Raw genomic sequence first — 21,699 nt, forward strand, 5'->3', positions numbered from 1 at the left:
AAGGAGCACAGGGAAGCCAAGAACCAATATCTGGAACCCCGATCCTGCCAGAAGAAGTGCCCCTTTGTTAGTCCTAATGTGTCATAAACCGAGATTTTCCATTAGAGATTCATCAAGGCGGATAAACCGGCGTAAACTGGGCAAGCAGATCGAAGGTTTTCGAAGCATCCCACAAGCCCTGCGTCCACGCTCGCTGTTGCATCGCCATGGCCAGATTCAAGATGGGTTTTCGACTTTCTGTGGTAATGTAGGCCGCCTTGGCAAACAGTTTGTAACGCAGCGTTTGCAATGTGTGTTGCACCGAGTTCGAAGAATGTTTTACTGCGCTGGTTTTGAGCAGAACCTGACACAATAAACTCATCAGGTTATAGGCCAGCATGACGGTGTTAAGTGCCGCTTCAGTTGCCCAAAAATCCCTCATAGGGTGTTGGCCAAAAATGCTTGTACGTTATTGGCAGAACTGCTGTTGCCAGGACGCAGCCAGCAATTGGCAATCATGCGCGTGTCAGCGACAAAGGCCATCAATGGATGATGGCAGCACGTCCGCGCTTGGTTGGGTTGTAGCCGCGTGCCGCGCCTTCTTGCGCGCCATAACGGGTCATCACGGTGGAATCTAAATCGAGGGTGATGCCATTGATGGACAATTGAGAAAACATCCAGTTGTACAGAGCGTCCATCACAGACTCATTGGCGCTTTGGCCAAATTTATTGAATAGCCGCATGACGGCTTTAAAGTTAGCCATACGTTTGAAGCCGAATAATCGTTTCAAAACGGGATCATGCCGGGTGACTTCACCATGCTCAAAACCATTGGCACCGCACCATACCGAGAGCATGAATTGGGTGATGAGTTGTTCTGGACGATATCCCCGATTGCTGCCGGGCTGCGGCAAACCAGAAGCAGTAAGGGCGAAATCAAATCCCAGGTGATCGAGCATACGCTTCATCAACTCCATCCCGCCCCAGGCAGTGATTTCTTTGTCGGTAAAACACAGGTCAAATTCCATAAATCCTCCGCACTGAAATCGCGACGGCTTATTTTAGATGAAGAATGCCATAATATTAATTAGAATCAATTAGTTAGCCAAATATCTTCCATTAGAAAAGTGGCTCTAATGGAAAATCTCGGATAAAGTGACGCAGCAGGACTGGCAGTCTTGTCGGGCTTAGGTCGAATCTGCTGCAAAAGGAATTGAATGAGTGGGCGGGCGGGCGGAGGGAGCGATTTACGATCCAAAGAAAGGAAAAACGTATAGCTGTAAAGCTACGCTTGCCGGTTCAGATCGCCTTGAGCTGTGAGACTGCACGGGATATCATTGTTTGGGCGTACAAGCACGTGGACGCGATAAATGATGGTGGCGATGCCCCCCTGACATAAACTTTGCGGTCGCCGCGCAGCGCAAGGCACCATATTTTTCCCCGAGGCGCCGTACGCCCCCCTAACCAGCCAAAGAGCGAATGATTGTAGTGATCTGCTACGCTGTTCGCATCTGATCATTTATGCCTGCTATAATATAAAGAGTTATTTTCTATCCATTTTGTGCATGGGCATGGCTGCGGTGACCTGCAGGCTGTGCGACAAGGTGCTCTAAGTGTCAAAAAACAACAATGATGAGCCTATCGTAAAAATCCGTGGCTTGCGTTTCGCGCACGGCGCTCGCGTGATTTTTGACGGTGTGGACATCGACATCCCGCGCGGCAAGATTACCGCCATCATGGGGCCCAGCGGCACCGGCAAGACCACGCTGCTGAAGTTGATCGGCGGTCAGTTGCAGCCCACCGCAGGCAGCGTCATGGTGGACGGCGAGGATGTCAACAAAGTGTCCCGTGATGCGCTGTTTCGCTTGCGCAAGCGCATGAGCCTGTTGTTCCAGACCGGCGCGCTGTTTACCGACCTCACCGTATTTGAAAACGTGGCTTTTCCGCTGCGCGAACACACCCGCTTGCCCGAATCGATACTGCGCGACCTGGTACTGATGAAGCTGCAGGCAGTAGGGCTGCGCGGCGCGCGGGATCTGCTGCCTGCCGAATTGTCGGGCGGCATGGCGCGGCGCGTGGCGCTGGCCAGGGCAATTGCGCTGGATCCGATGATGATCATGTACGATGAGCCTTTCACCGGCCAGGATCCGATCACCGTGGGCGTGATCATGCAGCTTATCCGTATGCTCAACGACACTTTGGGATTGACCAGCATCATTGTCTCTCACGATGTTCATGAGTTGACGATGATCTGTGACCATATGTATATGATTTCGGGCGGCAAGATCATGGGGCACGGGACGCCCGATGAAATGGCCCGTTCGGAATCAGGCTGGGTGCGGCAGTTTATGGCCGGATTGCCGGATGGCCCGGTGCCGTTCCATTATCCGGCGCCGGATTACGCCGACGATCTGCTGGCTGGGGCATAACCAATGAAAAGACATTTCACATCCGAGGTATGCGCTGCATGATGGACTGGTTGCAGCGGCTGGGAAGCACCAGCCTGAGCGTTTTTGAACGGTTGGGGCGCGGCAATCTGTTCCTGTTGCGCGTGCTGGCAGCCTTGCCAAGCCTGGTGGCGCGGCCAGGACTTGTGATTGCGCAACTCTATTCGGTGGGTGTGCTGTCGATGATGCTGATCGTGATCTCCGGGCTCAACGTAGGCATGGTGCTGGGCCTGCAAGGCTATAATACCCTGGTGGATTTTGGCTCCGAGGAATCCTTAGGCCAGTTGGTTGCCCTGTCACTGGTGCGTGAATTGGGGCCGGTTGTGGCGGCGTTGCTGTTCGCCGGGCGCGCCGGCTCAGCATTGACCGCTGAGATCGGACTGATGAAGGCCACTGAGCAGCTCTCGGGGATGGAGATGATGGCGGTCGATCCACTCAAGCGTGTGATCGCGCCCCGCTTTGTTGCCAGCATTATTTCCATGCCGCTGTTGGCCGCAATGTTCAGTGCGGTGGGTGTTCTGGGCGGTTACTTTGTCGGTGTCGGCCTACTCGGTGTGGACAGTGGAGCGTTTTGGTCGCAAATGCAGTCCAAGGTCGATCTGTATGACGACATCCTTAACGGCGTGATCAAGAGTGTTGTGTTCGGTTGTGTGGCGGCCTGGATCGCGGTTTTTGAAGGTTACGACGCAGTACCGAACACGGAAGGTGTGAGCCGCGCTACCACCCGCACCGTGGTGCATACGGCGTTTGCCGTGCTGGGGCTGGATTTCATATTAACCGCGCTGATGTTTGGGGACGAATAAGATGATGCAGAAAAGAACCATGGAAATCGGAGTGGGCGTGTTCGTTGCGGTGGGCATTGCCGCACTGGTGATGCTGGCCATGAAGGTCAGCAATCTGGCCGCTTTTGCCAACCAGCAGGGCTACGAAGTCACTGCCCGGTTCGACAATATCGGCGGGTTAAAGGAGCGCTCGGCGGTAACGGTGGCGGGTGTGCGCATTGGCCGGGTGAAGTCGATCGTGTTCGACGACAAGGACTATGAGGCCGTGGTCACGATGAACATCGAATCCCAGCATGACCGGTTGCCCGCCGATACCTCGGCAAGCATTTTAACCGCAGGGCTGCTGGGCGAGCAATATGTGGCGCTGGAGCCGGGTGGCGACGAAGCCTTCCTGAAGCCGGGTGGAGACATCAAACTTACCCAGTCGGCGATCATTCTGGAAAAGATGGTGGGTCAGTTCTTGTTTGACAAGGCTGCCGGTGGTGATGGGAAAAAAGAAGAAGGAGCCGTGCCGTGATGCGGGCCGGGTTGGCGGGACTGGCGGGATTGCTGGCGTGTGCCAATGTGAATGTGGCTGCGGCAGCGGAAACCGTGCCGCTGACACTGGAGCAGGCAACGGCACGTGCCTTGCAAACGGACCCGCGCGTCACCGAACGCCAGCGCCTTGTCGATGCCGCGCAAGCATTGCTTACAGAGGTGAACGGCAACGAGGGCTGGCGGTTTGACGCCAATACCTTTCTTGCGGTGTCACCGGGCGCTAACGGCAATATATTCAAGGGCGGCGACTGCGCCCCCGGTAGCTGCACCCTGCGCACCGATAGATATGAGTTGAGCAATGGCTTTTCGCCCTGGGTCAATTTGCAGATGACCATTCTCAAACCCCTGTACACCTTCGGCAAAGTCGAAAATTACGCTGCTGCCGCGCGCGCCAATATCGAAGTCAAGGACAACGATGTGCGCCTGCAACGCGCCACGACAGTGCTGGATGTAAAGCGTGCCTACTATGGTTATCTGGCGGCGCGTGACGCACGGCTGTTTCTGACAGATGTTAAGGAGCGCGTTGCCAAGACCATCGATCTCGCCAAGAGATTGCTGGATGAGGGGCAGGGCGATATCAGGCAGGCCGATATATTCGCGCTCCAGACTGCGCATTCGCTGGTGGGCAGATACATAGCCCAAGCCGCAGGCATGGAAAAAGTCGCCAACGATGGGTTGAAGGTGCTCACCGGCGTAGCTGCTCATGATGAGATTCAGCTTGCCGACGACGCCTTGGCCCCGGTGCTGTTGCCTGAAGCCAAATTGCCCGACCTTCAGGGTCAGGCTTTGGCCAATCGGCCTGAGATGAAGCAGGTGGATGCAGGCTTGCGCGCGCGCCGCTCCCTGGTGGAGGCGCGCCAGGCAGACAAGTTACCGAACGTGTATGCCGGTGTGGCGGGGGTACTTTCTTATTCTCCTAACCGTGACAATCTCAAAAACCCGTACATCTATGATCCTTTCAACACCGCTGGTTTGACGCCGATGATCGGTCTCCAGTGGGCTTGGCAGCCGCGAGCGCAGGACGCGAAAGTTGCACAAGAGCAGGCGGAGTTGAATGCGTTGCTCGCCAAGTCGGATTTTGCCCGGCGCGGTATTCCATTCCAGGTGGCGGAGCAGTATCACCAGATGCAGGCGGATTATACGGCCGTGCGGGAGTTGAGTGAAGGCAGTCGCAATGCGCGGCGCTGGATGATCGGGCGTTATGCGGACTTTGAGGCCGGCCTTGAAACGGCGGACCGGGTCATCGCCGCCTTCCAGGGGTATGTGTTGGCACAGACCGACTATATCAAGACAGTATATGATTACAACATGCATGTGGCACAATTGCGCAATGTAACCGGAGCGGATGAATGAGAAAATTAATTGTTGTTATGATGTTGCTAGGTATGGTGGGGTTTGTGCCAGCGGGCATAAGCGCCAACGTGCCTCAGTCGCCGCCGGACATGGTGAAACAAACCGCCGACAGCATGCTTGCCAAGCTTAAAGACGAGCGGACGGTGATACGTAAGGATCCAAGCCGGATTTACGACTTGGTCAGCAGTATCGTTCTGCCGCACTTCGACTTTGAGCGTATGTCTTCATGGGTACTGGGTAAGCATTGGCGCACCGCCACTCCGGCGCAGAAAAAGCGCTTCAGCGAGGAATTCCGCAATCTGCTGGTGCGTACCTATGCTGCCTCGTTGACTGAATATACAGATCGCAAGATTAACTACCTGCCATTTCGCTCCGACCCTAAGGATACCGAGGTGGTGGTGCGTACTGAGGTGGCACAGCCGGGCGCCGCGCCGATCCCTATCGATTACCGGCTTGCCCTCACTGGTGACGAGTGGAAGGTGTACGATGTCTCCATCGACAGCGTCAGTCTGGTGACAAACTACCGCACTACATTTTCCAATCAAATCCGGCAAGAAGGGCTGGACAAACTTATCGAAAAACTCGCTGCGCGCAACGAGAAATCCAGCGCCCCTTCCGCCAAATGAGCGACGTTGAGATCAAACCGTTAGGGGATGGCAATTTTTTTCTGTCCGGCGTGCTGACCTTCGACACCGTACCCGCCCTGTGGCGCCAGAGCGCCGCGCAGTTTAACAATGCTGATGCACTTACGCTGGACTTGCAGGGGATTACTCATACCGATAGCGCCGGTCTTGCCCTGCTCATAGAGTGGATGCGTGCCGCCCACAGCCGGAACAAAACCATTGCCTTCAGAAATATCCCTCCCCAAATGCTGGCTATCGCCAAAGTCAGTGGCGTGGAGCAGATCCTCCCGCTTTTGTAGCGGTGTGGGGGGTTATTAAGTTCCAGGTTCAACGCCATGCTCTTTATATGTTTGATCAGAAGTGTCCGGTAATTTAATTGAATAGATTCAATTGGTTATTGTCTTTCTGCATGCTCATTTGCGTCTCCGCATTTTTAAGTAATTGATCGAGTGGCGTTTTCTCGAAAAGAGTCAGGCTCAAAATCTGTAGGATTGTGTAAAGCGAAGCCTCGGTATTGAGCCGCTTTTTCACGATGGCGACCAAGACGTAAACCGCGATGGCGATCCATATTTGCGTCTTGACTGCATTCTCGGTGGTGCCATAGAACCGCTTGATTCGAAGATGCTGTTTGATCCACTTGAAGAATAGCTCGACCTGCCAGCGGCAACGATAAAGCTGAGCGATGGTCAGCGCAGGCAGGTCGAAGTTGTTGGTCAGAAAGACCAGAAACCTGTCGTGTTCGGCATCGTAGAACTTGATGCGTCGCAGGTGCTGCGGGTAATCCTTGCTGGCCTTGCGAGCAGTCAATGCAATGGTCTGGTCGCAGCGCAGTCCAGTGGACTTGTCCACGGTGCGAGAGTAGACGCGACGAAAGAGCAGATTGGATTTGCCACGGATGACAAAGAACGCCTGTGCTTGATGCAGGGTGAACCAGCGAGCGAAGTCGGTGAAGCCACGATCCATGATGTAAAAGCTGCCGGCTTCGGGTATCAGGATATCGAGCACATTGACCTCGTGCATCTTGCCATCGCTGATGTGGATGAAGGTTGGAATGTTGCCGCGCAGGTCGAGCAGCGTATGCATCTTGACGGCAGCTTTGGTGGAGCGGAAGCGTGCCCACGGAAAGACGCTCAAGCACAGGTCGATGGTCGTGGTATCGAGTGCGTAGACCGTCTGTTCCAGTTCGACCGCAAAGCTGTCGCTGGCGTAAAGCTTTCTGGCGGTCTGGATTAAGCTCATCGCGAAATCCGCGTAGATGCGACAGTCGCGTTGCTCGTTGGCATCGGCCAGCGTGCTCTTGGCGATGTTGCCTCGTATGCCCAAGTGATAGAGCTTGGCTTGGTGGGCGCGCAGACAGGTTTCGATGTCGCGCAGGCTTTCGCGGTAAGTCAGCTGCGCGAACGCCATGCAGAGAAATTGATCGAGATGCGAAAAAGTCTTGGTGGGATATTTGGAAGGGTAGCGCTGCACGCAGCGACGGAATGTGTGAAGGGGCAAATGCTCCATGAGTTGTGCGAACACCAACTGGCCTGAATACATGACGGAAACTCCTGGGGGGAAAGCCCCAGTTTCCCAAAAAATTCACGTTCAAGTCGGTGACACCCCTAAACACACACTTTCCTATTCAACATCATCATGTTATATAGCCGTCTTTGCGAAATTGCCGGACACTTCTGATGTTTGATACAATAATCAAAATTGGTATACGAAAGCAGAGGGCTTCAAATGCAGGCAGAGGATATCAAACGTCTTATTGAAGCGGGGTTGCCCGATTGCCAGGCACAGGTTAAGGGTGATGACGGCGTCCACTTTGAGGCGGTGATCGTTTCGGGCGCGTTCGAGGGCAAGGGTATGCTTGCTCAGCATAAGATGGTCTATGCCACGCTGGGTGACCTCATGCATTCGGCGATTCACGCCTTGTCCATGCGCACGTATACCCCACAGGAGTGGGAAAAGATACGAACGCAGTGATGAGGCGTGGCTCCGGCAACAGCCGGAGTGAATTTACTACCTACCTATCTTGTTATGACTCTTTAAATTGGCCGGCACATGGATAAATTATTAATTACCGGCGGCGCGCAGCTAAACGGCGAAGTCCGCATCTCCGGAGCCAAAAACGCGGCGCTGCCGATTCTGGCCTCCACATTACTTGCAGATGGGCCAGTAACCCTCAGCAACGTACCCCACCTGCGCGACATCACCACTACGATGGAATTGCTCGGGCGCATGGGCGTGCAGCTCACGGTGGATGAGCGCATGAATATCGAGGTGGATAGCCGCACTATCCACGATTTTTCAGCGCCCTACGATCTGGTCAAGACCATGCGCGCCTCCATTCTCGTGCTGGGGCCTTTGCTGGCACGCTACGGGCAGGCCGATGTCTCGCTGCCCGGTGGCTGCGCGATTGGCGCACGGCCGGTGAATCTGCATATCCACGGCCTGGAGGCGATGGGGGCGACTATCAAGGTCGAGAACGGCTACATACGCGCCACCGCCAAGCGCCTCAAGGGCGCGCACCTGTTCCTGGATATCGTGACAGTGACCGGCACAGAAAACCTCATGATGGCGGCTACGCTGGCGGAAGGCACCACGATCATCGAAAACGCCGCACGCGAGCCGGAAGTGGTGGATCTGGCGCAATGTCTTAACCAGATGGGCGCCAAAATCAGCGGCGCGGGCACTGACACCATGACTATCGAGGGTGTGGAGCGCCTTTCAGGTACCCATTACAGCGTGCTTCCTGACCGCATCGAGACCGGCACCTACCTGGTGGCAGCCGCGATCACCGGGGGGCGGGTCAGGGTCAAGGACACCAATCCGCATCTGCTGGAGGCGGTCTTGCTCAAGCTGCGTGAGGCGGGGGCTGAAATCGAGACCGGCGATAATTGGATCGAACTCGACATGCATGGTCGCCGTCCACGTGCCGTCGATTTGCGCACTGCACCGCACCCGGCGTTCCCCACTGACATGCAAGCGCAATTCACCGCGCTGAACGTGGTTGCAGAGGGTACCGGGATGATTACCGAAACGGTGTTCGAGAACCGCTTCATGCATGTGCAGGAGTTGCAGCGCATGGGCGCAGATATTCGCCTGGAGGGCAATACCGCCATCATACGCGGCGTGGAGAAGCTCACTGCCGCGCCGGTGATGGCGACAGATCTGCGCGCCTCGGCGGGCCTGGTGCTGGCGGGGCTGGTGGCGCAAGGCGATACCCTGGTAGACCGCATCTATCACATTGATCGTGGCTATGAATGTATTGAAGAAAAGCTGACCCAGCTAGGCGCGCGTATCCGCCGGGTTCCGGCGTAGCAAATTATTACCCTCACCCCAACCCTCCCGCAGACAGGAGAGGAGGAGCGCGTATCATCTGTTTCTGTTATTGTGCGAATTTTAAAGATCGAATCGACTGATCCCTAAGCCCCGGCACCTTATGAACACCACACTCACCATCGCTCTCTCCAAGGGGCGCATCTTCAAAGAGACGCTGCCGTTGCTCGCGCATGCCGGCATCGTGCCGGTCGATGATCCCGACACCAGCCGCAAACTCATTCTCGACACCAACCATCCCGAGATCAAACTCGTGATCATTCGTGCTTCCGACGTGCCGACCTATGTGGAATACGGCGCCGCCGATGTGGGCGTGGCGGGCAAGGACGTATTGATGGAGCATGGCGGTGATGGCTTGTACGAGCCGCTGGATCTGAAAATCGCGTGCTGCCGGTTGATGCTGGCGGGTCCCGCATCGGGGAAAAATAGCGAGGCGCGCATGCGTATCGCCACCAAATATGTCGCCTCCACGCGGCGTTATTTCGCCGCACAGGGCAAGCAGGTGGAGATCATCAAGCTCTATGGCTCGATGGAACTCGCGCCGCTGGTGGGGCTGGCGGATCGCATCGTCGATGTGGTGGACACCGGCAATACGCTGCGGGCCAATGGCCTGGAGCCGCTTGAGCATATCGCCGACATCAGCTCGCGCCTCATCGTCAACAAGGCATCCATGAAGATGAAGCATGCCGCAGTTAAAACCTTGATCGAGCGTATTGGAGAGGCGGTCGCCGCCAAAGAAAAAAAGAGGGTGTGAGCCATGGTTGATATCCAGAGATTGAATACAACACAAGCGGAATTCTGGACGCAGCTCGAGCAGCGCCTGGCCTGGGAGAGCGTCTCCGATGAGGCGGTAACACGCACCGTGCGTGACATTCTGTCCGATGTGCGTATGCGAGGCGATGCAGCGGTGATTGAATACACCAACCGCTTCGACCGGATGAGCGTGGCACACTTTGATGAGCTGGAGATACCGCAGTCAAGCTTGCGGCAGGCATTGGGGAGAATCCCCGGCGCACAGCGCGAGGCGCTGGAGTTTGCCGTCTCCCGGCTGCGCGCCTACCATGCGCATCAAAAGCAGGAATCGTGGTCGTATACCGAAGCCGATGGCACTGTGCTCGGCCAGCAGGTGACGGCATTGGAGCGCGTCGGACTGTATGTGCCCGGCGGCAAGGCGACTTATCCTTCCTCTGTGTTGATGAACGCCATTCCCGCCAAGGTGGCCGGCGTGTCGGAGCTGATCATGGTGGTGCCCACGCCGGATGGTCAGGTGAATGATCTGGTGCTGGCGGCGGCGGCGATTGTTGGTGTGGACCATGTGTTTGCCATTGGCGGTGCGCAGGCGGTGGCGGCGCTCGCCTATGGCACGCAAAGCGTACCGCAGGTGGACAAGATCGTTGGTCCGGGCAACATCTATGTCGCCACTGCCAAGGGCATGGTGTTCGGCACGGTGGGTATCGACATGATTGCCGGTCCCTCGGAGATCCTGGTGATCTGCGATGGCCTCACGGACCCGGACTGGATCGCCATGGATCTGTTTTCGCAGGCCGAGCATGACGAGGATGCGCAATCGATCCTGGTGTGTCCCGATGCCACCTATCTTGATCAGGTGCAGACCAGCATCAACCGCCTGCTGCCGACCATGGAGCGCGCCGCCGTGATTGAAAAGTCACTCGCCTCGCGCGGCGCGATGATTCTCGTGCGCGATTTGGACGAGGCTGTTGCCGTCGCCAACTTCATCGCCCCTGAACATCTGGAACTGTCAGTAGCGGACCCTCAGGCGATGGCTGCGCATATCCGCCATGCCGGGGCAATTTTCATGGGGCGCTATACCGCTGAGGCGGTGGGTGACTATTGCGCGGGCCCCAACCACGTGCTGCCCACCTCGCGCACGGCGCGGTTCTCCTCACCGCTTGGGGTATATGATTTCCAGAAGCGCTCCAGCCTGATCATGTGTTCGGCGCAGGGCGCGTCTGATCTGGGCAAAACAGCGTCGCTGCTGGCGCGCGGCGAAGGCCTCACAGCCCATGCGCGTTCGGCGGAATACCGGATCACCTCGAAATGAGCGCAAAACCTGCCGTGAGCGGTGACCAGGAGTTGGGGGGCGGTATGACATCAGATCGCGTAAGCCAATGGATACGCCCGCAGATCCGTGCCTTGTCGGCCTATCATGTGCCTGATCCGGGGAACCTGATCAAGCTCGATGCCATGGAGAATCCTTATACCTGGCCGCAGCCGCTGGTTGATGAATGGCTGGAGACGTTGCGTCATGCCAGCCTCAACCGCTATCCCGATCCCCAGGCGCAGATTCTCAAGGCGCGCCTGTGCGAGGTGTTGGATATACCGCAAGGGATGGATATCCTGCTTGGCAACGGCTCGGATGAGCTGATCCAGATGATTGCCATGGCGGTGGCTGCACCAGGGCGTACTGTGCTGTCGCCAGAACCCAGCTTTTCCATGTACCGCATGATTGCCGCCTTCACCGGATTTGAGTACATCAGCGTGCCGCTGAATGCGGGCGATTTCAGCCTGGATATGCCGGCAATGCGCGACGCGATAGCCCGCCATCAGCCCGCCGTGGTGTTTTTGTCTTATCCCAACAATCCCAGCGGTAATTTGTGGAATGCCGACGAGTTGTGCGAGCTAATCGCCGCCGCGCCTGGCTTGGTGGTCGTGGACGAGGCCTATAACGCCTTCGCTGATGGCACATTCATGCCGCGTCTGGCGGACTTTGACAATCTGCTGGTGCTGCGCACCCTGTCCAAAATGGGCCTGGCTGGCTTGCGCCTGGGCGTGCTGGCCGGAGCCAAAGCATGGCTGGACGAGTTTGACAAGATACGTCTGCCGTACAATATCGGCGTACTGACGCAGACGAGCGCGGAGTTTGCCTTGCGCCATTATGATGTGCTCGAAGCCCAGGCTGCGCAGATCCGCGCCGACCGCGAACAGCTTCTGGCGCGGATGCGCGCCCTGAACGGCATCACCGCCTATCCCAGCCGCGCCAATTTTATCCTGTTCCGCGTGCCCGCCGGTCGCGCACCAGAGATATTCGCGGCGATCAAGGCGGACGGCGTACTGATCAAAAGCATGCACGGCGCAAGTCCGCTGCTCAACGACTGCCTGCGGGTGACGGTGGGCACGCCGCAAGAGAATGAGGCATTTCTGGCAGCGTTGGCCAAGGCGCTTTGATGTTTGTCACAGAGGCGCAGAGATTACAGAGAAAACTTTTGAATTCATCTGTGGCATGAAGAAATAGATACCGGAGAAGATCAATGACCGACCGCAAGGCTACTGTCAAACGCGACACGTTGGAGACCCGCATCGAGGCGACGGTAAACCTGGATGGCACAGGCGCGTCGCATTTTCAGACCGGCGTGCCGTTCCTCGACCACATGATGGATCAGATCGCGCGGCATGGCATGATTGACATCGACATCCAGGCCGAGGGTGATCTGCATATTGATGCCCACCACACTGCTGAGGATATCGGCATTACACTGGGCCAAGCGGTAGCCAAAGCCGTAGGTGACAAGCGTGGCATTCGCCGTTACGGCCATGCCTACGTGCCGCTCGACGAGGCGTTGTCTCGCGTGGTCATCGATTTTTCCGGCCGCCCCGGCCTGGAATATCACATTGATTTTCCCCGCGCGCGCATCGGCGACTTCGACGTCGATTTGTTTCGTGAGTTTTTTCAGGGCTTCGTCAACCATGCCCAGGTGAGCTTGCACATCGACAATCTCCGCGGCCGCAACGCCCATCACATTGCCGAAACCGTGTTCAAGGCCTTCGGCCGTGCCGTGCGCATGGCGCTTGAGCTGGACCCGCGCATGCAGGGCATAATGCCGTCCACCAAGGGGAGTCTGTGACCACCCCGAGCCAAAATGTAGGGTGGGTTAGCGTTTTTTGCGTAACCCGCCAAGCGTTGCGCAGCAACACGACGCATTGTTCAATGAGCGCCCCTTGTGCCCTTCGGATAAACTCAACCTATGTTTGGTATAAGTAAGTGCAGTTCGAGTCTATGACCACTCCGAGTTATCCTGCATGACCACCGTTGCAGTCATTGATTACGGCATGGGTAATCTGCGTTCCGTTGCCAAAGCGCTGGAACACGTTGCCAGTGCGGGTACAACGGTAGAGGTTACTGCCTCGCCAGAGCGCATCCTGCAGGCCGACTGCGTGGTTTTCCCTGGGCAGGGTGCGGCACGCGATTGCATGGCAGAGCTCACGCAGCGCGGACTGGTGGATGTGGTAAAAGAGGCCGTGCGCAGCAAACCGTTTCTTGGAATTTGCATGGGCCTGCAAGTGCTGCTGGAATCCAGCGAGGAAAATGGCGGCACAGTGGGCCTGGGCATTCTGCCGGGCAGCGTGCGGCGCTTCCCGGATGGCATGGTTGATCCCCAGTCGGGCGACGCGCTGAAGATCCCTCACATGGGCTGGAACCAAGTGCATCAAACAATACCGCATCCCTTGTGGCAAGGTATACCCCAAGACAACCGTTTTTATTTCGTGCATAGTTACTATGTTGCGCCCACAGAGTCGGACCAGGTCGCGGGTGTTACGCATTACGGCACCGATTTCGTCTGCGCCATGGCGCGCGGCAATGTCTTTGCAGTGCAATTTCATCCCGAAAAAAGCGCGGGGGCGGGGCTTGCCCTGCTCGCCAATTTTCTGGATTGGGATGGATGTGTGTAAAGTGTGCGGGGCTCTAAGGCTCACCCTGCGAAATTTTGGATAATAAATTTTTTTAAATTTTTTCTGTCCCCGTGAGGAAGCTATCATGTTGTTGATCCCCGCCATTGACCTGAAAGATGGCAAATGCGTGCGTCTGCGCCAAGGGCGCATGGAAGATGACACCGTCTTTTCCGATGACCCGCTCGCCGTCGCCGGGCGCTGGGTGGACGCGGGCGCGCGACGTCTGCATCTAGTGGATCTGAATGGCGCCTTCGCCGGTAAGCCGGTTAATGCCGATATCATCCGGCTCATCGCGCAAACCTACCCCGACGTGCCGATCCAGGTGGGTGGCGGCATTCGCGACGACGACACCATCCAGGCCTATCTGGACGCGGGTGTCAGTTACGTGATTCTCGGTACCAAAGCGGTCAACACGCCGCACTTCGTGGGTGATGTGTGCCGCGAGTTCCCCGGCCATATCATCGTCGGCCTGGACGCCAAAAACGGCAAGGTGGCGATAGATGGCTGGTCCAAACTCTCCAATCACGATGTTATTGATATCGCCCAGCGCTTTGAAAAAGATGGCGTCGAGGCGATTATCTATACCGATATCGGCCGTGACGGCATGCTGGGTGGCGTGAATATCGAAGCCACTGTCGAACTGGCGCGGGCCATATCGATTCCGGTGATCGCCTCCGGCGGCATCACCAACCTGGAAGATATTCGCGCGCTGTGCGCGGTCGCGGAAGAAGGCATCATGGGGGCGATTACCGGCCGCGCCATCTATGAAGGCACGCTGGATTTTGTCGAAGGACAGAAACTGGCGGACGAGTTGAGCTGACATGGGTCTGGCGAAACGCATTATTCCCTGCCTGGACGTGGATGCGGGCCGCGTCGTTAAAGGCGTGCGCTTCGTCGGCATCCGCGATGCCGGTGATCCGGTCGAAATCGCCAAGCGCTACGATCAGCAGGGTGCCGACGAGCTGGTATTCCTTGATATCACCGCCAGCAGCGAAGAACGCGAGACCATGGTGCATGTGGTCGAACAGGTCGCCGCGCAGGTGTTTATCCCCCTCACCGTGGGCGGTGGCATCCGCAGCATCAACGACATCCGCCGCATGCTCAACGCGGGCGCCGACAAGGTGGCGATGAACACCGCTGCGATACACAACCCTGATCTTGTTAAAGAAGCCGCCGAGCGTTTTGGCTCGCAGTGCATCGTGGTCGCTATCGACGCCAAGCAGGTCAGCACCGGCGATGAACCCCCGCGTTGGGAAGTCTTTACCCACGGCGGGCGCAAGCGCACCGGCATCGACGCCGTGCTATGGGCCAAGCAAATGGCCGACGCGGGCGCTGGCGAAATTCTGCTCACCAGCATGGACCGCGACGGCACCCGCGACGGCTTTGACCTCTCCCTCACCCGCGCCGTGAGCGACGCCGTGTCCGTACCCGTTATAGCCTCTGGCGGCGTCGGTACCCTCGACCACCTTGCCGACGGCGTCAAACAGGGCAAGGCCGATGCCGTGCTTGCTGCGAGCATTTTTCACTTTGGGGAATACACCGTGGAAGAAGCCAAACGCACTATGGCGGCGCAGGGGATTGAAGTGAGATTGGAAAAATAATCCAAAAAAACCGCGTTCTGTCTGGGGCCGCTGGTGTTGCTCATGCGGGTTTCTCCAGAAAGGAACGATCGTGACGGCCCCTTTCTATTCTTCCCCTTGTTAATCTCTGGGTTATGAAGATTAACATCCGGCGCAATAAAGCGTGACGCGCTTTCTTATCACTCCCTCTGCTTCCCCCCGATCCTGTCTTCCTCCCCCCTGACCAAACGCTGGATATTGCCGCGGTGGCGCCATAACAGCAAGGCGCTCATTACCGTCGTCATGGCGATCAGCTCGGGCGCGGGACGTATCAGCCATACGTACACCGGGGCGAGGAGCGCCGCGCTCAGTGCCGCGAGCGAGGAATAACGGAATATCTTGGCCACCAACAGCCAGGTAGCGAGCGCTGCCAGCCCGACCATCCACGACATCCCCAACAATACACCGAGCGCCGTCGCTACCCCCTTGCCGCCACGGAAGCCAAAGAAGACGGGGTAGAGATGCCCGAGGAAGGCGGCGATGCCCGCCAGTGCAAGAGTTGCGTCGTCCATGCCCAGCGCACTCGCAGCAATCATGGGGACAACTCCCTTGAGCATGTCCCCAAGCAGCGTCAGCGCGGCAGCCTTCTTGCCGCCCAGCCGCAGCACATTGGTTGCGCCAGGGTTGCCCGAACCTTGGGTGCGTGGATCGGGTAACCCCATGATCTTGGAGGTGATGATGGCGGTGGATAAAGAGCCCAGCAAATAGGAAAAAACGATCAGGGGAATGGCGGCGGTCATGGGATATTAGAGCCTGTCTGTGAATAAATCATCCCTGCGACGGAGGCCGGTTTTGCGCAGGGCAAGGAAGGCTGAGCGTAGTGTGCTTGTTGCACATGAGTGAAGCGTGACGCCGCACTGCGCAAAACCGACCCCGTCCCTTCGGGTTGCGCCCCAAAACACGCCATGCGGCGTTGCTCGCCGCTTATTTGGAACAACCAAACTGCGCAGCTCGCGCCTTGCCTGGCGTGTTTTGGGGCAGCAACGCAGGGATGATTTATTCACAGATAGGCTCTTAGTGTAGTATGTGAACCCGAATGCTTCATAAATTCGGGTTAGGTCTCTTAAAAATCGCATTCATGCTTTTTTTAAGATCACCCTATATCGAGAGCCTCCGATTTACCCAGAGATCTCTGCCAAAGATTGTTTTTGTAATTGCGGACGTATTTCATGGACATTATATATCTTCGCGACCTGCGGATCGAGACCGTTATCGGCATCTATGACTGGGAACGGCGCATTAAACAAACCCTCATCCTCGACATCGAAATGGCGACGGATATCCGCAAGGCCGCGCAGACAGACAGCATCGAAGACACCCTTAATTACAAAGCTGTGGCGAAGCGCCTCATCGAGTTTGTCGGCAACAGCGAATTTCAGCTGGTCGAAACGCTGGCTGAGCGCGTTGCTGAAATTGTGCTGAACGAATTCAATGTGCCCTGGCTACGCCTGCAAGTCAACAAGCAGGGTGCGGTGCGCGGCGCGCGCGATGTCGGTGTGATTATCGAGCGCGGCGAGCGAGATTGACATGTCGCGCGTCTATATCAGCATCGGCAGCAACATCGAGCGCGACACCAACATCCGCTCCGGTGTCGCTGCGCTACGCGAGCATTTCGGCGACCTGACTCTGTCCACCGTGTATGAAAGCAGGGCGGTTGGCTTTGAGGGTGATGACTTCTATAACCTGGTGGCGGGGTTTGATACAGAGCAGGGCGCCATCGCCGTCAACGGCATCCTGCGCGATATCGAACACCGCCATGGCCGGGTGCGTGGCGGCTCGGGGTTCAGTTCCCGCACGTTGGATCTGGACCTGCTGCTGTATGACGACCTTGTAAGCCACGAAAACGGCCTCGCATTACCGCGCGGCGAGATCACCAAATACGCCTTCGTGCTGTGCCCGCTGGCGGAAATCGCCGGGCAAATGCGCCATCCTGTCAACGGCGCGAGTTATGCGGATCTGTGGCAGGCGTTTACCCTGAAGGGGACAAGCCAAACGTTATGGCCGGTCAACTTCCAGTGGTGAGCTGTGTTCTCTTCACGACATAGACATAGGTAAACAAGGAAATGGCTGACAAAAACATATCAACCCAGGAAAAATGGGACACTATCTATAGCAGCGCCGAAAAACAGCCGAAAATTGCGTCGGAGGTGTTGCGCGAAAACCAGCACCTGTTGCCCGCCTCCGGCAAGGCACTGGACTTTGCCTGCGGTTTGGGCGCAAACGCCCTGCTCCTCGCCGCACAGGGGCTGGAGACCCATGCCTGGGATATCTCTGAGGTCGCCGTTACGCGCCTGTCGGAAGAAGCCACAGCGCGGGGTTTACACATCCATGCCGAAGCCCGTGACTTGGTGGCGCAGCCACCGGAGCCCGAGAGCTTCGATGTGATTGTATCCTGCCATTTTCTTGAACGCCCGTTGAACCCGCATCTACTCGCGGCGCTGCGGCCTGGCGGGCTGCTGTTTTACCAGACCTTCACGCTTGAGAGGGTAGACGGCGCAGGCCCGCAAAACCCCGAATTCCGTCTGCATGAAAATGAGTTGCTGACGATATTTCCCGGCCTGCGGGTATTGGTCTACCGTGAAGAAGGGTTGGTGGGTGACACGCAACGCGGCTTCCGCAGCAGGGCGATGCTGGTGGCGCAGAAGCGTTCATGAAGCAGCGGTCAACGGCGATTTTAGGTTAAACCTAAAAAATTCAGCTGTCCACGAAAGTCACGAAAAAACACGAAAATATTCAAATACATATCGCGATTTTACTTGCCACCCATCTGGTGAATTACTGAAGCAATCCATGCTTTTGTTTTATTTCGTGAATTTTGTGTTTTTCGTGGACAAAAAGCGGTTTTAAGGTTAAATGCTCTTTAAATCCAGACACCTTGCAATTACTTGGGCATCAAACTCCCGTAGATGAGGGATCACGCCCAGCAGCGGCGCGCTGATGCGTTCGCGCAGGGCGTCGATATTTTCTTGCAGTTCCGGGAATTCAGGGCATGCACTGTTCGCCACCCAGCCCGCCAGCGGTACGCCCTGCCGGACAATGCTCTCGCAGCTCAATAAGGCGTGGTTCAGGCAACCCAGGCGCATTCCTACGACCAGGATCACCGGCAGGCCGAGCGCTTGGGCGAGATCGGCGATTGTTTCGCGCTCATTGAGTGGCACCCGCCAGCCGCCCGCGCCTTCAACCACTACATAATCAATGCGTTGTGCCATATCATCAAAGATTGCCTTGATGGGCGCAATGTCGATGCGCTGTCCCAGCCGCTTGGCAGCAATATGCGGTGCGATGGGCGCGGCATAGGCATAAGGGTTGATCTGTGCATAGGGCAGGTGAAGGGTGGCGTGACGTTGCAGGACCAGCGCGTCGCCGTTGCGCAAACCCTCGGCTGTCTCAAGACATCCGGCAGAAACGGGCTTCATCGCGGCCGTAGTGTAACCTTGCGCCGCCAGCGCCGCCAGCACGCCCGCTGTCACCCAGGTTTTACCCACGTCGGTGTCGGTGCCGGTGATGAAGAAGCCGCGTGTCATTAAGGATTGCGCCGTGGCGGGAAGGCGACTTTGAATACCCCTGGCTCCTCGGATTGCTGCGGCGTGGCGGCGTGTTCCGGTGCCCAGGCATGGCCGTAAACCACTTCATACGTGGCAGGCAGCAGGCCGTCGCGCCGGTAATATTCGTAAGCGGCGGCGAGCGAGCGTAGGTGCGTCTTGCCCGTCAGGCCGCGTGAGCGCCCGGCAGTGACGTTGTGCGCGCCGATGGTTTTGAGATCGCGCATCAGACGCTGAATATCCGGATAGGTCAGCGTGAAGTTTTCCACGTCCATCACTGGCGTAGTGAGCCGCGCGCGCATCATGGCATCACCGATGTCATGCATGTCGATAAAGGTGTTGACGTGATTGAAGCCATCCACGGCTTTCCAGCTGTGGCGCAATTCCTTGAGCGTGTCTGGCCCAAAAGTGGTGAACATCAACAGGCCGCCCGGTTTCAGCACGCGGCGGAACTCGCGCAAGGTGTTGTCCAGGTCATTGCACCACTGGATGGTGAGGTTGGAGAAGATCAGATCGGCACAGCCATCCCCAAACGGCAGGCGCTCGGCGTCGCCACACACCAGCGCCGGTGTTTTCTGCCAGGGTAGCCAGGATGAATTATGGCGGCGTGTTTGCAACAGCATGTTGAACGCCAGATCCATGGCGATGATGCGGGATTTTTTATAGCGGCGCGCCAGTGCGGCAACGCCATGGCCGGTGCCTGCACCGATATCGATGATGCACTCAGGGGCAAGCTTTACCAGATCGAGCCGTTCCAGCATGCGATTTCTCACTTCGGCCTGCAGCGCTGCTGCTTCGTCATAATGGGAGGCGGCGCGGTCAAATGAGGCGCGCACCAGGCTTTTATCGAGCAGGAAGTCGCTTGTATTATTATCTGATTTGTTCATATAAAAATTCATCCACTACTGCAAAAAAATCATCGGGGTGTGACAAAAACGGCGCGTGAGCCGCCCCCTTGATAACATGCCAATGCACGTTGGGCCAGATTTCCTTGATATCCAATGCTTCCGCAAGCGGCACAAGGGCATCGCGCTGACCGAATACCAACTGCACCGGACAGCCAATCTCGCGCAAGCGGGGACGCAGATTCGCATCACGCAAAATTGCAAGGCCGCTGCGCAATGTTGCCGGCGGGGGCGGGCTGTGGCGTGATGCCAACTCACGCAAGGAACGCAGCGTTTCGCTGCCGCGCCCGCTGCCCAGCGTTTGCAGCGCCAGAAACCGCTGCAAGGTATCGTGATAATCCTGCTCCAGCATTTGGGTAAAGGCTTCCAGCACCTGCAATTCCATGGCATGCGGCCAATCGCCGCTGCGCACGAATTGCGGACTGCTGGCGACCAGAATCAGACCCTCTACCCGCTCGGGATGTTCGATGGCGAGCCGCATGGAAACCATCCCTCCAAGCGACCACCCCAGCCACACGGAACGCGACGGTGCTACCGCCGCAACCGCTGCCGTCAGCGCATCCAGATCAAAATCACCGTCGATGGCCGCGCTGCGCCCATGCCCCGGCAGATCAATGAGCGTAACGCGGAAGGCCGATGCCAGACGTTGGGCGGTTTCTTTCCAGATGTCCGCATGCAGGCCCCAGCCGTGCAGCAACACGATGTCCGGCCCCGCACCTAGGGTCTTTACATACAAACTCACAATAACTCCGCCAGCGCGTCCAGCAGCCGATCCACCTGTGCTTCGCTGTGAGCCGCAGAGAGCGTGATGCGCAGCCGTGCGCTGCCTTGCGGGACTGTGGGAGGGCGAATGGCGCTGATGAGGATGCCACGCGCCATGAGCGCATCGCTTAACGCCACCGCGCGCCCTGCATCGCCGATTATTAGCGGCTGGATCGGTGTCGCTGATGCAGGCAGCGCCAGCCCCAACCGCTCCGCCCCGTCACGAAACCGCGCGATCAAGGTGTGCAAATGCGTGCGTCGCCAGTCTTCCTCTTGCACCAGCCGGAGACTGACTCGCGTCGCCTGCGCAATGGCGGGTGGCAGCGCGGTGGTGTAGATGTAAGTGCGGGCACGCTGAATCAGGGTTTCGATGAGTTCTTCGCTGCCTGCCACAAACGCACCGAAGGTACCGAAGGCCTTGCCAAGCGTACCCATCAGAATTGGCACTTCATCCACGCCCAATCCGAAGTGCTCCACTACCCCTCCACCGTGCGCACCCAGCACGCCCAAACCATGGGCGTCGTCGATCATCAACGCTGCATTGTGTCCGTGGGCGATGGTGGCAAGTGCGGGCAGTGGCGCGATGTCGCCGTCCATACTGAACACACCATCGCTTACTATGAGTCTTGTTTTGGAGCAGTCTCCCGCCACACACCGCTCCAGCGCCTCCATATCATTGTGAGGATAACGCCGCAGGCGCGCCTGCGACAGCAATCCGGCGTCGATCAGCGAGGCATGGTTGAGACGATCTTCAAACACGGCATCACCCCGGCCCACCAGTGCGCTAACCACGCCGAGGTTGGCCATATACCCCGTGGAAAACAGCAGGGCGCGCGGCCTGTGGGTGAACGCCGCCAGTTCTTCTTCAAGTGCATGATGAGCGGCACTGTGCCCACTCACCAGATGCGCCGCGCCGCTACCCACACCGTACTCGGCGGCACCCTGTTGCAATGCGCCGATGACGTCGGGATGATTGGCAAGCCCCAAGTAATCATTGCTGCAAAAGGACAGATAGCGCCGCCCCTCAACCACCACCTCCGCACCCTGTGGACTCTCCAGCACCCGGCGTGTGCGATAGAGATTAAGCGCCCGTTGTTGCTCCAGCCCAGTGGCCAGGGATTTCATGATTTAGCC

At 57.4% G+C, this 21,699-nt stretch carries 27 protein-coding genes; 19 read left to right on the plus strand and 8 right to left on the minus strand.

The window, feature by feature from the left end:
• Positions 1-112 precede the first annotated feature (112 nt).
• Both M3A44_15235 and M3A44_15240 read right to left on the minus strand, forming a co-directional pair.
• Positions 113-421, minus strand: coding sequence for a hypothetical protein (locus M3A44_15235; GenBank protein ID MEQ6342952.1), 309 nt, complete (start codon positions 419-421; stop codon positions 113-115).
• A gap of 100 nt (positions 422-521) precedes the next feature.
• On the minus strand, positions 522-1,007 hold the full coding sequence (locus M3A44_15240) for a transposase (protein ID MEQ6342953.1): 486 nt from the start codon (positions 1,005-1,007) through the stop codon (positions 522-524).
• A 193-nt stretch (positions 1,008-1,200) separates the two neighbouring features.
• Here M3A44_15240 and M3A44_15245 point away from each other — a divergent pair, with 193 nt between their 5' ends.
• From M3A44_15245 to M3A44_15275, 7 genes are all read left to right on the plus strand, one after another.
• Entirely contained in the window at positions 1,201-1,299 is a 99-nt protein-coding gene (locus M3A44_15245; GenBank protein ID MEQ6342954.1) for a DUF2147 domain-containing protein, read from the plus strand.
• A gap of 293 nt (positions 1,300-1,592) precedes the next feature.
• Positions 1,593-2,408 carry an ABC transporter ATP-binding protein gene (locus tag M3A44_15250; GenBank protein MEQ6342955.1) on the plus strand — a complete coding sequence of 272 codons (816 nt, stop codon included), beginning with the start codon at positions 1,593-1,595 and terminating at the stop codon, positions 2,406-2,408.
• A gap of 38 nt (positions 2,409-2,446) precedes the next feature.
• Complete coding sequence (gene mlaE, locus M3A44_15255; GenBank protein MEQ6342956.1) at positions 2,447-3,229, plus strand: lipid asymmetry maintenance ABC transporter permease subunit MlaE; 783 nt, start codon at positions 2,447-2,449, stop codon at positions 3,227-3,229.
• A 1-nt stretch (position 3,230) separates the two neighbouring features.
• Complete coding sequence (gene mlaD / locus M3A44_15260) at positions 3,231-3,725, plus strand: outer membrane lipid asymmetry maintenance protein MlaD (protein MEQ6342957.1); 495 nt, start codon at positions 3,231-3,233, stop codon at positions 3,723-3,725.
• Entirely contained in the window at positions 3,725-5,098 is a 1,374-nt protein-coding gene (locus M3A44_15265; GenBank protein MEQ6342958.1) for a TolC family protein, read from the plus strand. Before mlaD ends, M3A44_15265 begins: the two co-directional genes overlap by 1 nt.
• Positions 5,095-5,724: an ABC transporter substrate-binding protein gene (locus tag M3A44_15270; GenBank protein ID MEQ6342959.1), complete on the plus strand. Its 630-nt coding sequence runs from the start codon at positions 5,095-5,097 to the stop codon at positions 5,722-5,724. Before M3A44_15265 ends, M3A44_15270 begins: the two co-directional genes overlap by 4 nt.
• Positions 5,721-6,020, plus strand: coding sequence for an STAS domain-containing protein (locus tag M3A44_15275; GenBank protein MEQ6342960.1), 300 nt, complete (start codon positions 5,721-5,723; stop codon positions 6,018-6,020). Before M3A44_15270 ends, M3A44_15275 begins: the two co-directional genes overlap by 4 nt.
• Positions 6,021-6,093: 73 nt before the next feature.
• Here the strand turns inward: M3A44_15275 and M3A44_15280 are convergent, their stop codons facing one another.
• Positions 6,094-7,260 (minus strand): IS4 family transposase, encoded by a 1,167-nt coding sequence (locus tag M3A44_15280; protein ID MEQ6342961.1) that lies wholly within the window; start codon positions 7,258-7,260, stop codon positions 6,094-6,096.
• A gap of 186 nt (positions 7,261-7,446) precedes the next feature.
• Here M3A44_15280 and M3A44_15285 point away from each other — a divergent pair, with 186 nt between their 5' ends.
• From M3A44_15285 to hisF, 9 genes are all read left to right on the plus strand, one after another.
• Entirely contained in the window at positions 7,447-7,692 is a 246-nt protein-coding gene (locus tag M3A44_15285; GenBank protein MEQ6342962.1) for a BolA/IbaG family iron-sulfur metabolism protein, read from the plus strand.
• A 78-nt stretch (positions 7,693-7,770) separates the two neighbouring features.
• Positions 7,771-9,030, plus strand: coding sequence for a UDP-N-acetylglucosamine 1-carboxyvinyltransferase (murA, locus tag M3A44_15290; protein MEQ6342963.1), 1,260 nt, complete (start codon positions 7,771-7,773; stop codon positions 9,028-9,030).
• A gap of 121 nt (positions 9,031-9,151) precedes the next feature.
• The gene (gene hisG / locus M3A44_15295) at positions 9,152-9,802 is read left to right on the plus strand and encodes an ATP phosphoribosyltransferase (GenBank protein ID MEQ6342964.1); all 651 of its coding nucleotides are present in this window, start codon (positions 9,152-9,154) and stop codon (positions 9,800-9,802) included.
• Between the two features lie 3 nt (positions 9,803-9,805).
• Positions 9,806-11,110, plus strand: a complete 1,305-nt coding sequence (gene hisD, locus M3A44_15300) for a histidinol dehydrogenase (GenBank protein MEQ6342965.1) — start codon at positions 9,806-9,808, stop codon at positions 11,108-11,110.
• A gap of 44 nt (positions 11,111-11,154) precedes the next feature.
• Positions 11,155-12,234 (plus strand): histidinol-phosphate transaminase, encoded by a 1,080-nt coding sequence (gene hisC / locus M3A44_15305; GenBank protein MEQ6342966.1) that lies wholly within the window; start codon positions 11,155-11,157, stop codon positions 12,232-12,234.
• A gap of 83 nt (positions 12,235-12,317) precedes the next feature.
• The gene (hisB, locus tag M3A44_15310) at positions 12,318-12,911 is read left to right on the plus strand and encodes an imidazoleglycerol-phosphate dehydratase HisB (protein MEQ6342967.1); all 594 of its coding nucleotides are present in this window, start codon (positions 12,318-12,320) and stop codon (positions 12,909-12,911) included.
• Positions 12,912-13,086: 175 nt separating this feature from the next.
• Positions 13,087-13,737, plus strand: coding sequence for an imidazole glycerol phosphate synthase subunit HisH (hisH, locus tag M3A44_15315; GenBank protein MEQ6342968.1), 651 nt, complete (start codon positions 13,087-13,089; stop codon positions 13,735-13,737).
• 85 nt (positions 13,738-13,822) lie between these two features.
• On the plus strand, positions 13,823-14,557 hold the full coding sequence (gene hisA, locus M3A44_15320; protein MEQ6342969.1) for a 1-(5-phosphoribosyl)-5-[(5-phosphoribosylamino)methylideneamino]imidazole-4-carboxamide isomerase: 735 nt from the start codon (positions 13,823-13,825) through the stop codon (positions 14,555-14,557).
• A gap of 1 nt (position 14,558) precedes the next feature.
• A complete protein-coding gene (gene hisF, locus M3A44_15325) occupies positions 14,559-15,338 on the plus strand; it encodes an imidazole glycerol phosphate synthase subunit HisF (protein ID MEQ6342970.1) in 780 nt (259 codons plus the stop codon).
• A 158-nt stretch (positions 15,339-15,496) separates the two neighbouring features.
• Here the strand turns inward: hisF and plsY are convergent, their stop codons facing one another.
• Positions 15,497-16,096, minus strand: a complete 600-nt coding sequence (gene plsY / locus M3A44_15330; GenBank protein MEQ6342971.1) for a glycerol-3-phosphate 1-O-acyltransferase PlsY — start codon at positions 16,094-16,096, stop codon at positions 15,497-15,499.
• A 429-nt stretch (positions 16,097-16,525) separates the two neighbouring features.
• Here plsY and folB point away from each other — a divergent pair, with 429 nt between their 5' ends.
• Genes folB through M3A44_15345 form a run of 3 tightly spaced genes read left to right on the plus strand, consistent with a single transcriptional unit; the run spans position 16,526 to position 18,010 of the window.
• Positions 16,526-16,882: a dihydroneopterin aldolase gene (gene folB / locus M3A44_15335; GenBank protein ID MEQ6342972.1), complete on the plus strand. Its 357-nt coding sequence runs from the start codon at positions 16,526-16,528 to the stop codon at positions 16,880-16,882.
• Position 16,883: 1 nt separating this feature from the next.
• A complete protein-coding gene (folK, locus tag M3A44_15340) occupies positions 16,884-17,378 on the plus strand; it encodes a 2-amino-4-hydroxy-6-hydroxymethyldihydropteridine diphosphokinase (GenBank protein MEQ6342973.1) in 495 nt (164 codons plus the stop codon).
• Positions 17,379-17,419: 41 nt separating this feature from the next.
• Positions 17,420-18,010, plus strand: a complete 591-nt coding sequence (locus tag M3A44_15345) for a methyltransferase domain-containing protein (protein ID MEQ6342974.1) — start codon at positions 17,420-17,422, stop codon at positions 18,008-18,010.
• 195 nt (positions 18,011-18,205) lie between these two features.
• Here the strand turns inward: M3A44_15345 and bioD are convergent, their stop codons facing one another.
• The 4 genes from bioD to bioF are packed head-to-tail and all read right to left on the minus strand — an operon-like array spanning position 18,206 to position 21,690.
• The gene (gene bioD, locus M3A44_15350; GenBank protein MEQ6342975.1) at positions 18,206-18,880 is read right to left on the minus strand and encodes a dethiobiotin synthase; all 675 of its coding nucleotides are present in this window, start codon (positions 18,878-18,880) and stop codon (positions 18,206-18,208) included.
• The gene (gene bioC, locus M3A44_15355; GenBank protein ID MEQ6342976.1) at positions 18,880-19,785 is read right to left on the minus strand and encodes a malonyl-ACP O-methyltransferase BioC; all 906 of its coding nucleotides are present in this window, start codon (positions 19,783-19,785) and stop codon (positions 18,880-18,882) included. The genes bioD and bioC overlap by 1 nt, the downstream gene beginning before the upstream one ends.
• Positions 19,769-20,545, minus strand: a complete 777-nt coding sequence (gene bioH / locus M3A44_15360) for a pimeloyl-ACP methyl ester esterase BioH (GenBank protein MEQ6342977.1) — start codon at positions 20,543-20,545, stop codon at positions 19,769-19,771. The genes bioC and bioH overlap by 17 nt, the downstream gene beginning before the upstream one ends.
• Positions 20,542-21,690, minus strand: coding sequence for an 8-amino-7-oxononanoate synthase (gene bioF, locus M3A44_15365; protein ID MEQ6342978.1), 1,149 nt, complete (start codon positions 21,688-21,690; stop codon positions 20,542-20,544). Before bioF ends, bioH begins: the two co-directional genes overlap by 4 nt.
• Between the last annotated feature and the right edge of the window lie 9 nt (positions 21,691-21,699).

It is taken from the genome of Gammaproteobacteria bacterium (genome assembly GCA_040183005.1).
Lineage (GTDB): Bacteria > Pseudomonadota > Gammaproteobacteria.

What these genes read in the sequence shown, in the direction of transcription:
- mlaE (MEQ6342956.1), top strand. Translation starts at nt 2,447, where the DNA reads ATGATGGACTGGTTGCAGCGGCTGGGAAGCACCAGCCTGAGCGTTTTT.
- M3A44_15275 (MEQ6342960.1), top strand. Translation starts at nt 5,721, where the DNA reads ATGAGCGACGTTGAGATCAAACCGTTAGGGGATGGCAATTTTTTTCTG.
- bioC (MEQ6342976.1), bottom strand. Translation starts at nt 19,785, where the DNA reads ATGAACAAATCAGATAATAATACAAGCGACTTCCTGCTCGATAAAAGC.
- murA (MEQ6342963.1), top strand. Translation starts at nt 7,771, where the DNA reads ATGGATAAATTATTAATTACCGGCGGCGCGCAGCTAAACGGCGAAGTC.
- M3A44_15280 (MEQ6342961.1), bottom strand. Translation starts at nt 7,260, where the DNA reads ATGTATTCAGGCCAGTTGGTGTTCGCACAACTCATGGAGCATTTGCCC.
- plsY (MEQ6342971.1), bottom strand. Translation starts at nt 16,096, where the DNA reads ATGACCGCCGCCATTCCCCTGATCGTTTTTTCCTATTTGCTGGGCTCT.
- hisF (MEQ6342970.1), top strand. Translation starts at nt 14,559, where the DNA reads ATGGGTCTGGCGAAACGCATTATTCCCTGCCTGGACGTGGATGCGGGC.
- hisG (MEQ6342964.1), top strand. Translation starts at nt 9,152, where the DNA reads ATGAACACCACACTCACCATCGCTCTCTCCAAGGGGCGCATCTTCAAA.
- bioF (MEQ6342978.1), bottom strand. Translation starts at nt 21,690, where the DNA reads ATGAAATCCCTGGCCACTGGGCTGGAGCAACAACGGGCGCTTAATCTC.
- M3A44_15235 (MEQ6342952.1), bottom strand. Translation starts at nt 421, where the DNA reads ATGAGGGATTTTTGGGCAACTGAAGCGGCACTTAACACCGTCATGCTG.
- M3A44_15345 (MEQ6342974.1), top strand. Translation starts at nt 17,420, where the DNA reads ATGGCTGACAAAAACATATCAACCCAGGAAAAATGGGACACTATCTAT.
- hisB (MEQ6342967.1), top strand. Translation starts at nt 12,318, where the DNA reads ATGACCGACCGCAAGGCTACTGTCAAACGCGACACGTTGGAGACCCGC.
- hisA (MEQ6342969.1), top strand. Translation starts at nt 13,823, where the DNA reads ATGTTGTTGATCCCCGCCATTGACCTGAAAGATGGCAAATGCGTGCGT.
- hisD (MEQ6342965.1), top strand. Translation starts at nt 9,806, where the DNA reads ATGGTTGATATCCAGAGATTGAATACAACACAAGCGGAATTCTGGACG.
- M3A44_15270 (MEQ6342959.1), top strand. Translation starts at nt 5,095, where the DNA reads ATGAGAAAATTAATTGTTGTTATGATGTTGCTAGGTATGGTGGGGTTT.
- folB (MEQ6342972.1), top strand. Translation starts at nt 16,526, where the DNA reads ATGGACATTATATATCTTCGCGACCTGCGGATCGAGACCGTTATCGGC.
- hisC (MEQ6342966.1), top strand. Translation starts at nt 11,155, where the DNA reads ATGACATCAGATCGCGTAAGCCAATGGATACGCCCGCAGATCCGTGCC.
- mlaD (MEQ6342957.1), top strand. Translation starts at nt 3,231, where the DNA reads ATGATGCAGAAAAGAACCATGGAAATCGGAGTGGGCGTGTTCGTTGCG.
- M3A44_15285 (MEQ6342962.1), top strand. Translation starts at nt 7,447, where the DNA reads ATGCAGGCAGAGGATATCAAACGTCTTATTGAAGCGGGGTTGCCCGAT.
- folK (MEQ6342973.1), top strand. Translation starts at nt 16,884, where the DNA reads ATGTCGCGCGTCTATATCAGCATCGGCAGCAACATCGAGCGCGACACC.
- hisH (MEQ6342968.1), top strand. Translation starts at nt 13,087, where the DNA reads ATGACCACCGTTGCAGTCATTGATTACGGCATGGGTAATCTGCGTTCC.
- M3A44_15240 (MEQ6342953.1), bottom strand. Translation starts at nt 1,007, where the DNA reads ATGGAATTTGACCTGTGTTTTACCGACAAAGAAATCACTGCCTGGGGC.
- M3A44_15265 (MEQ6342958.1), top strand. Translation starts at nt 3,725, where the DNA reads ATGCGGGCCGGGTTGGCGGGACTGGCGGGATTGCTGGCGTGTGCCAAT.
- bioD (MEQ6342975.1), bottom strand. Translation starts at nt 18,880, where the DNA reads ATGACACGCGGCTTCTTCATCACCGGCACCGACACCGACGTGGGTAAA.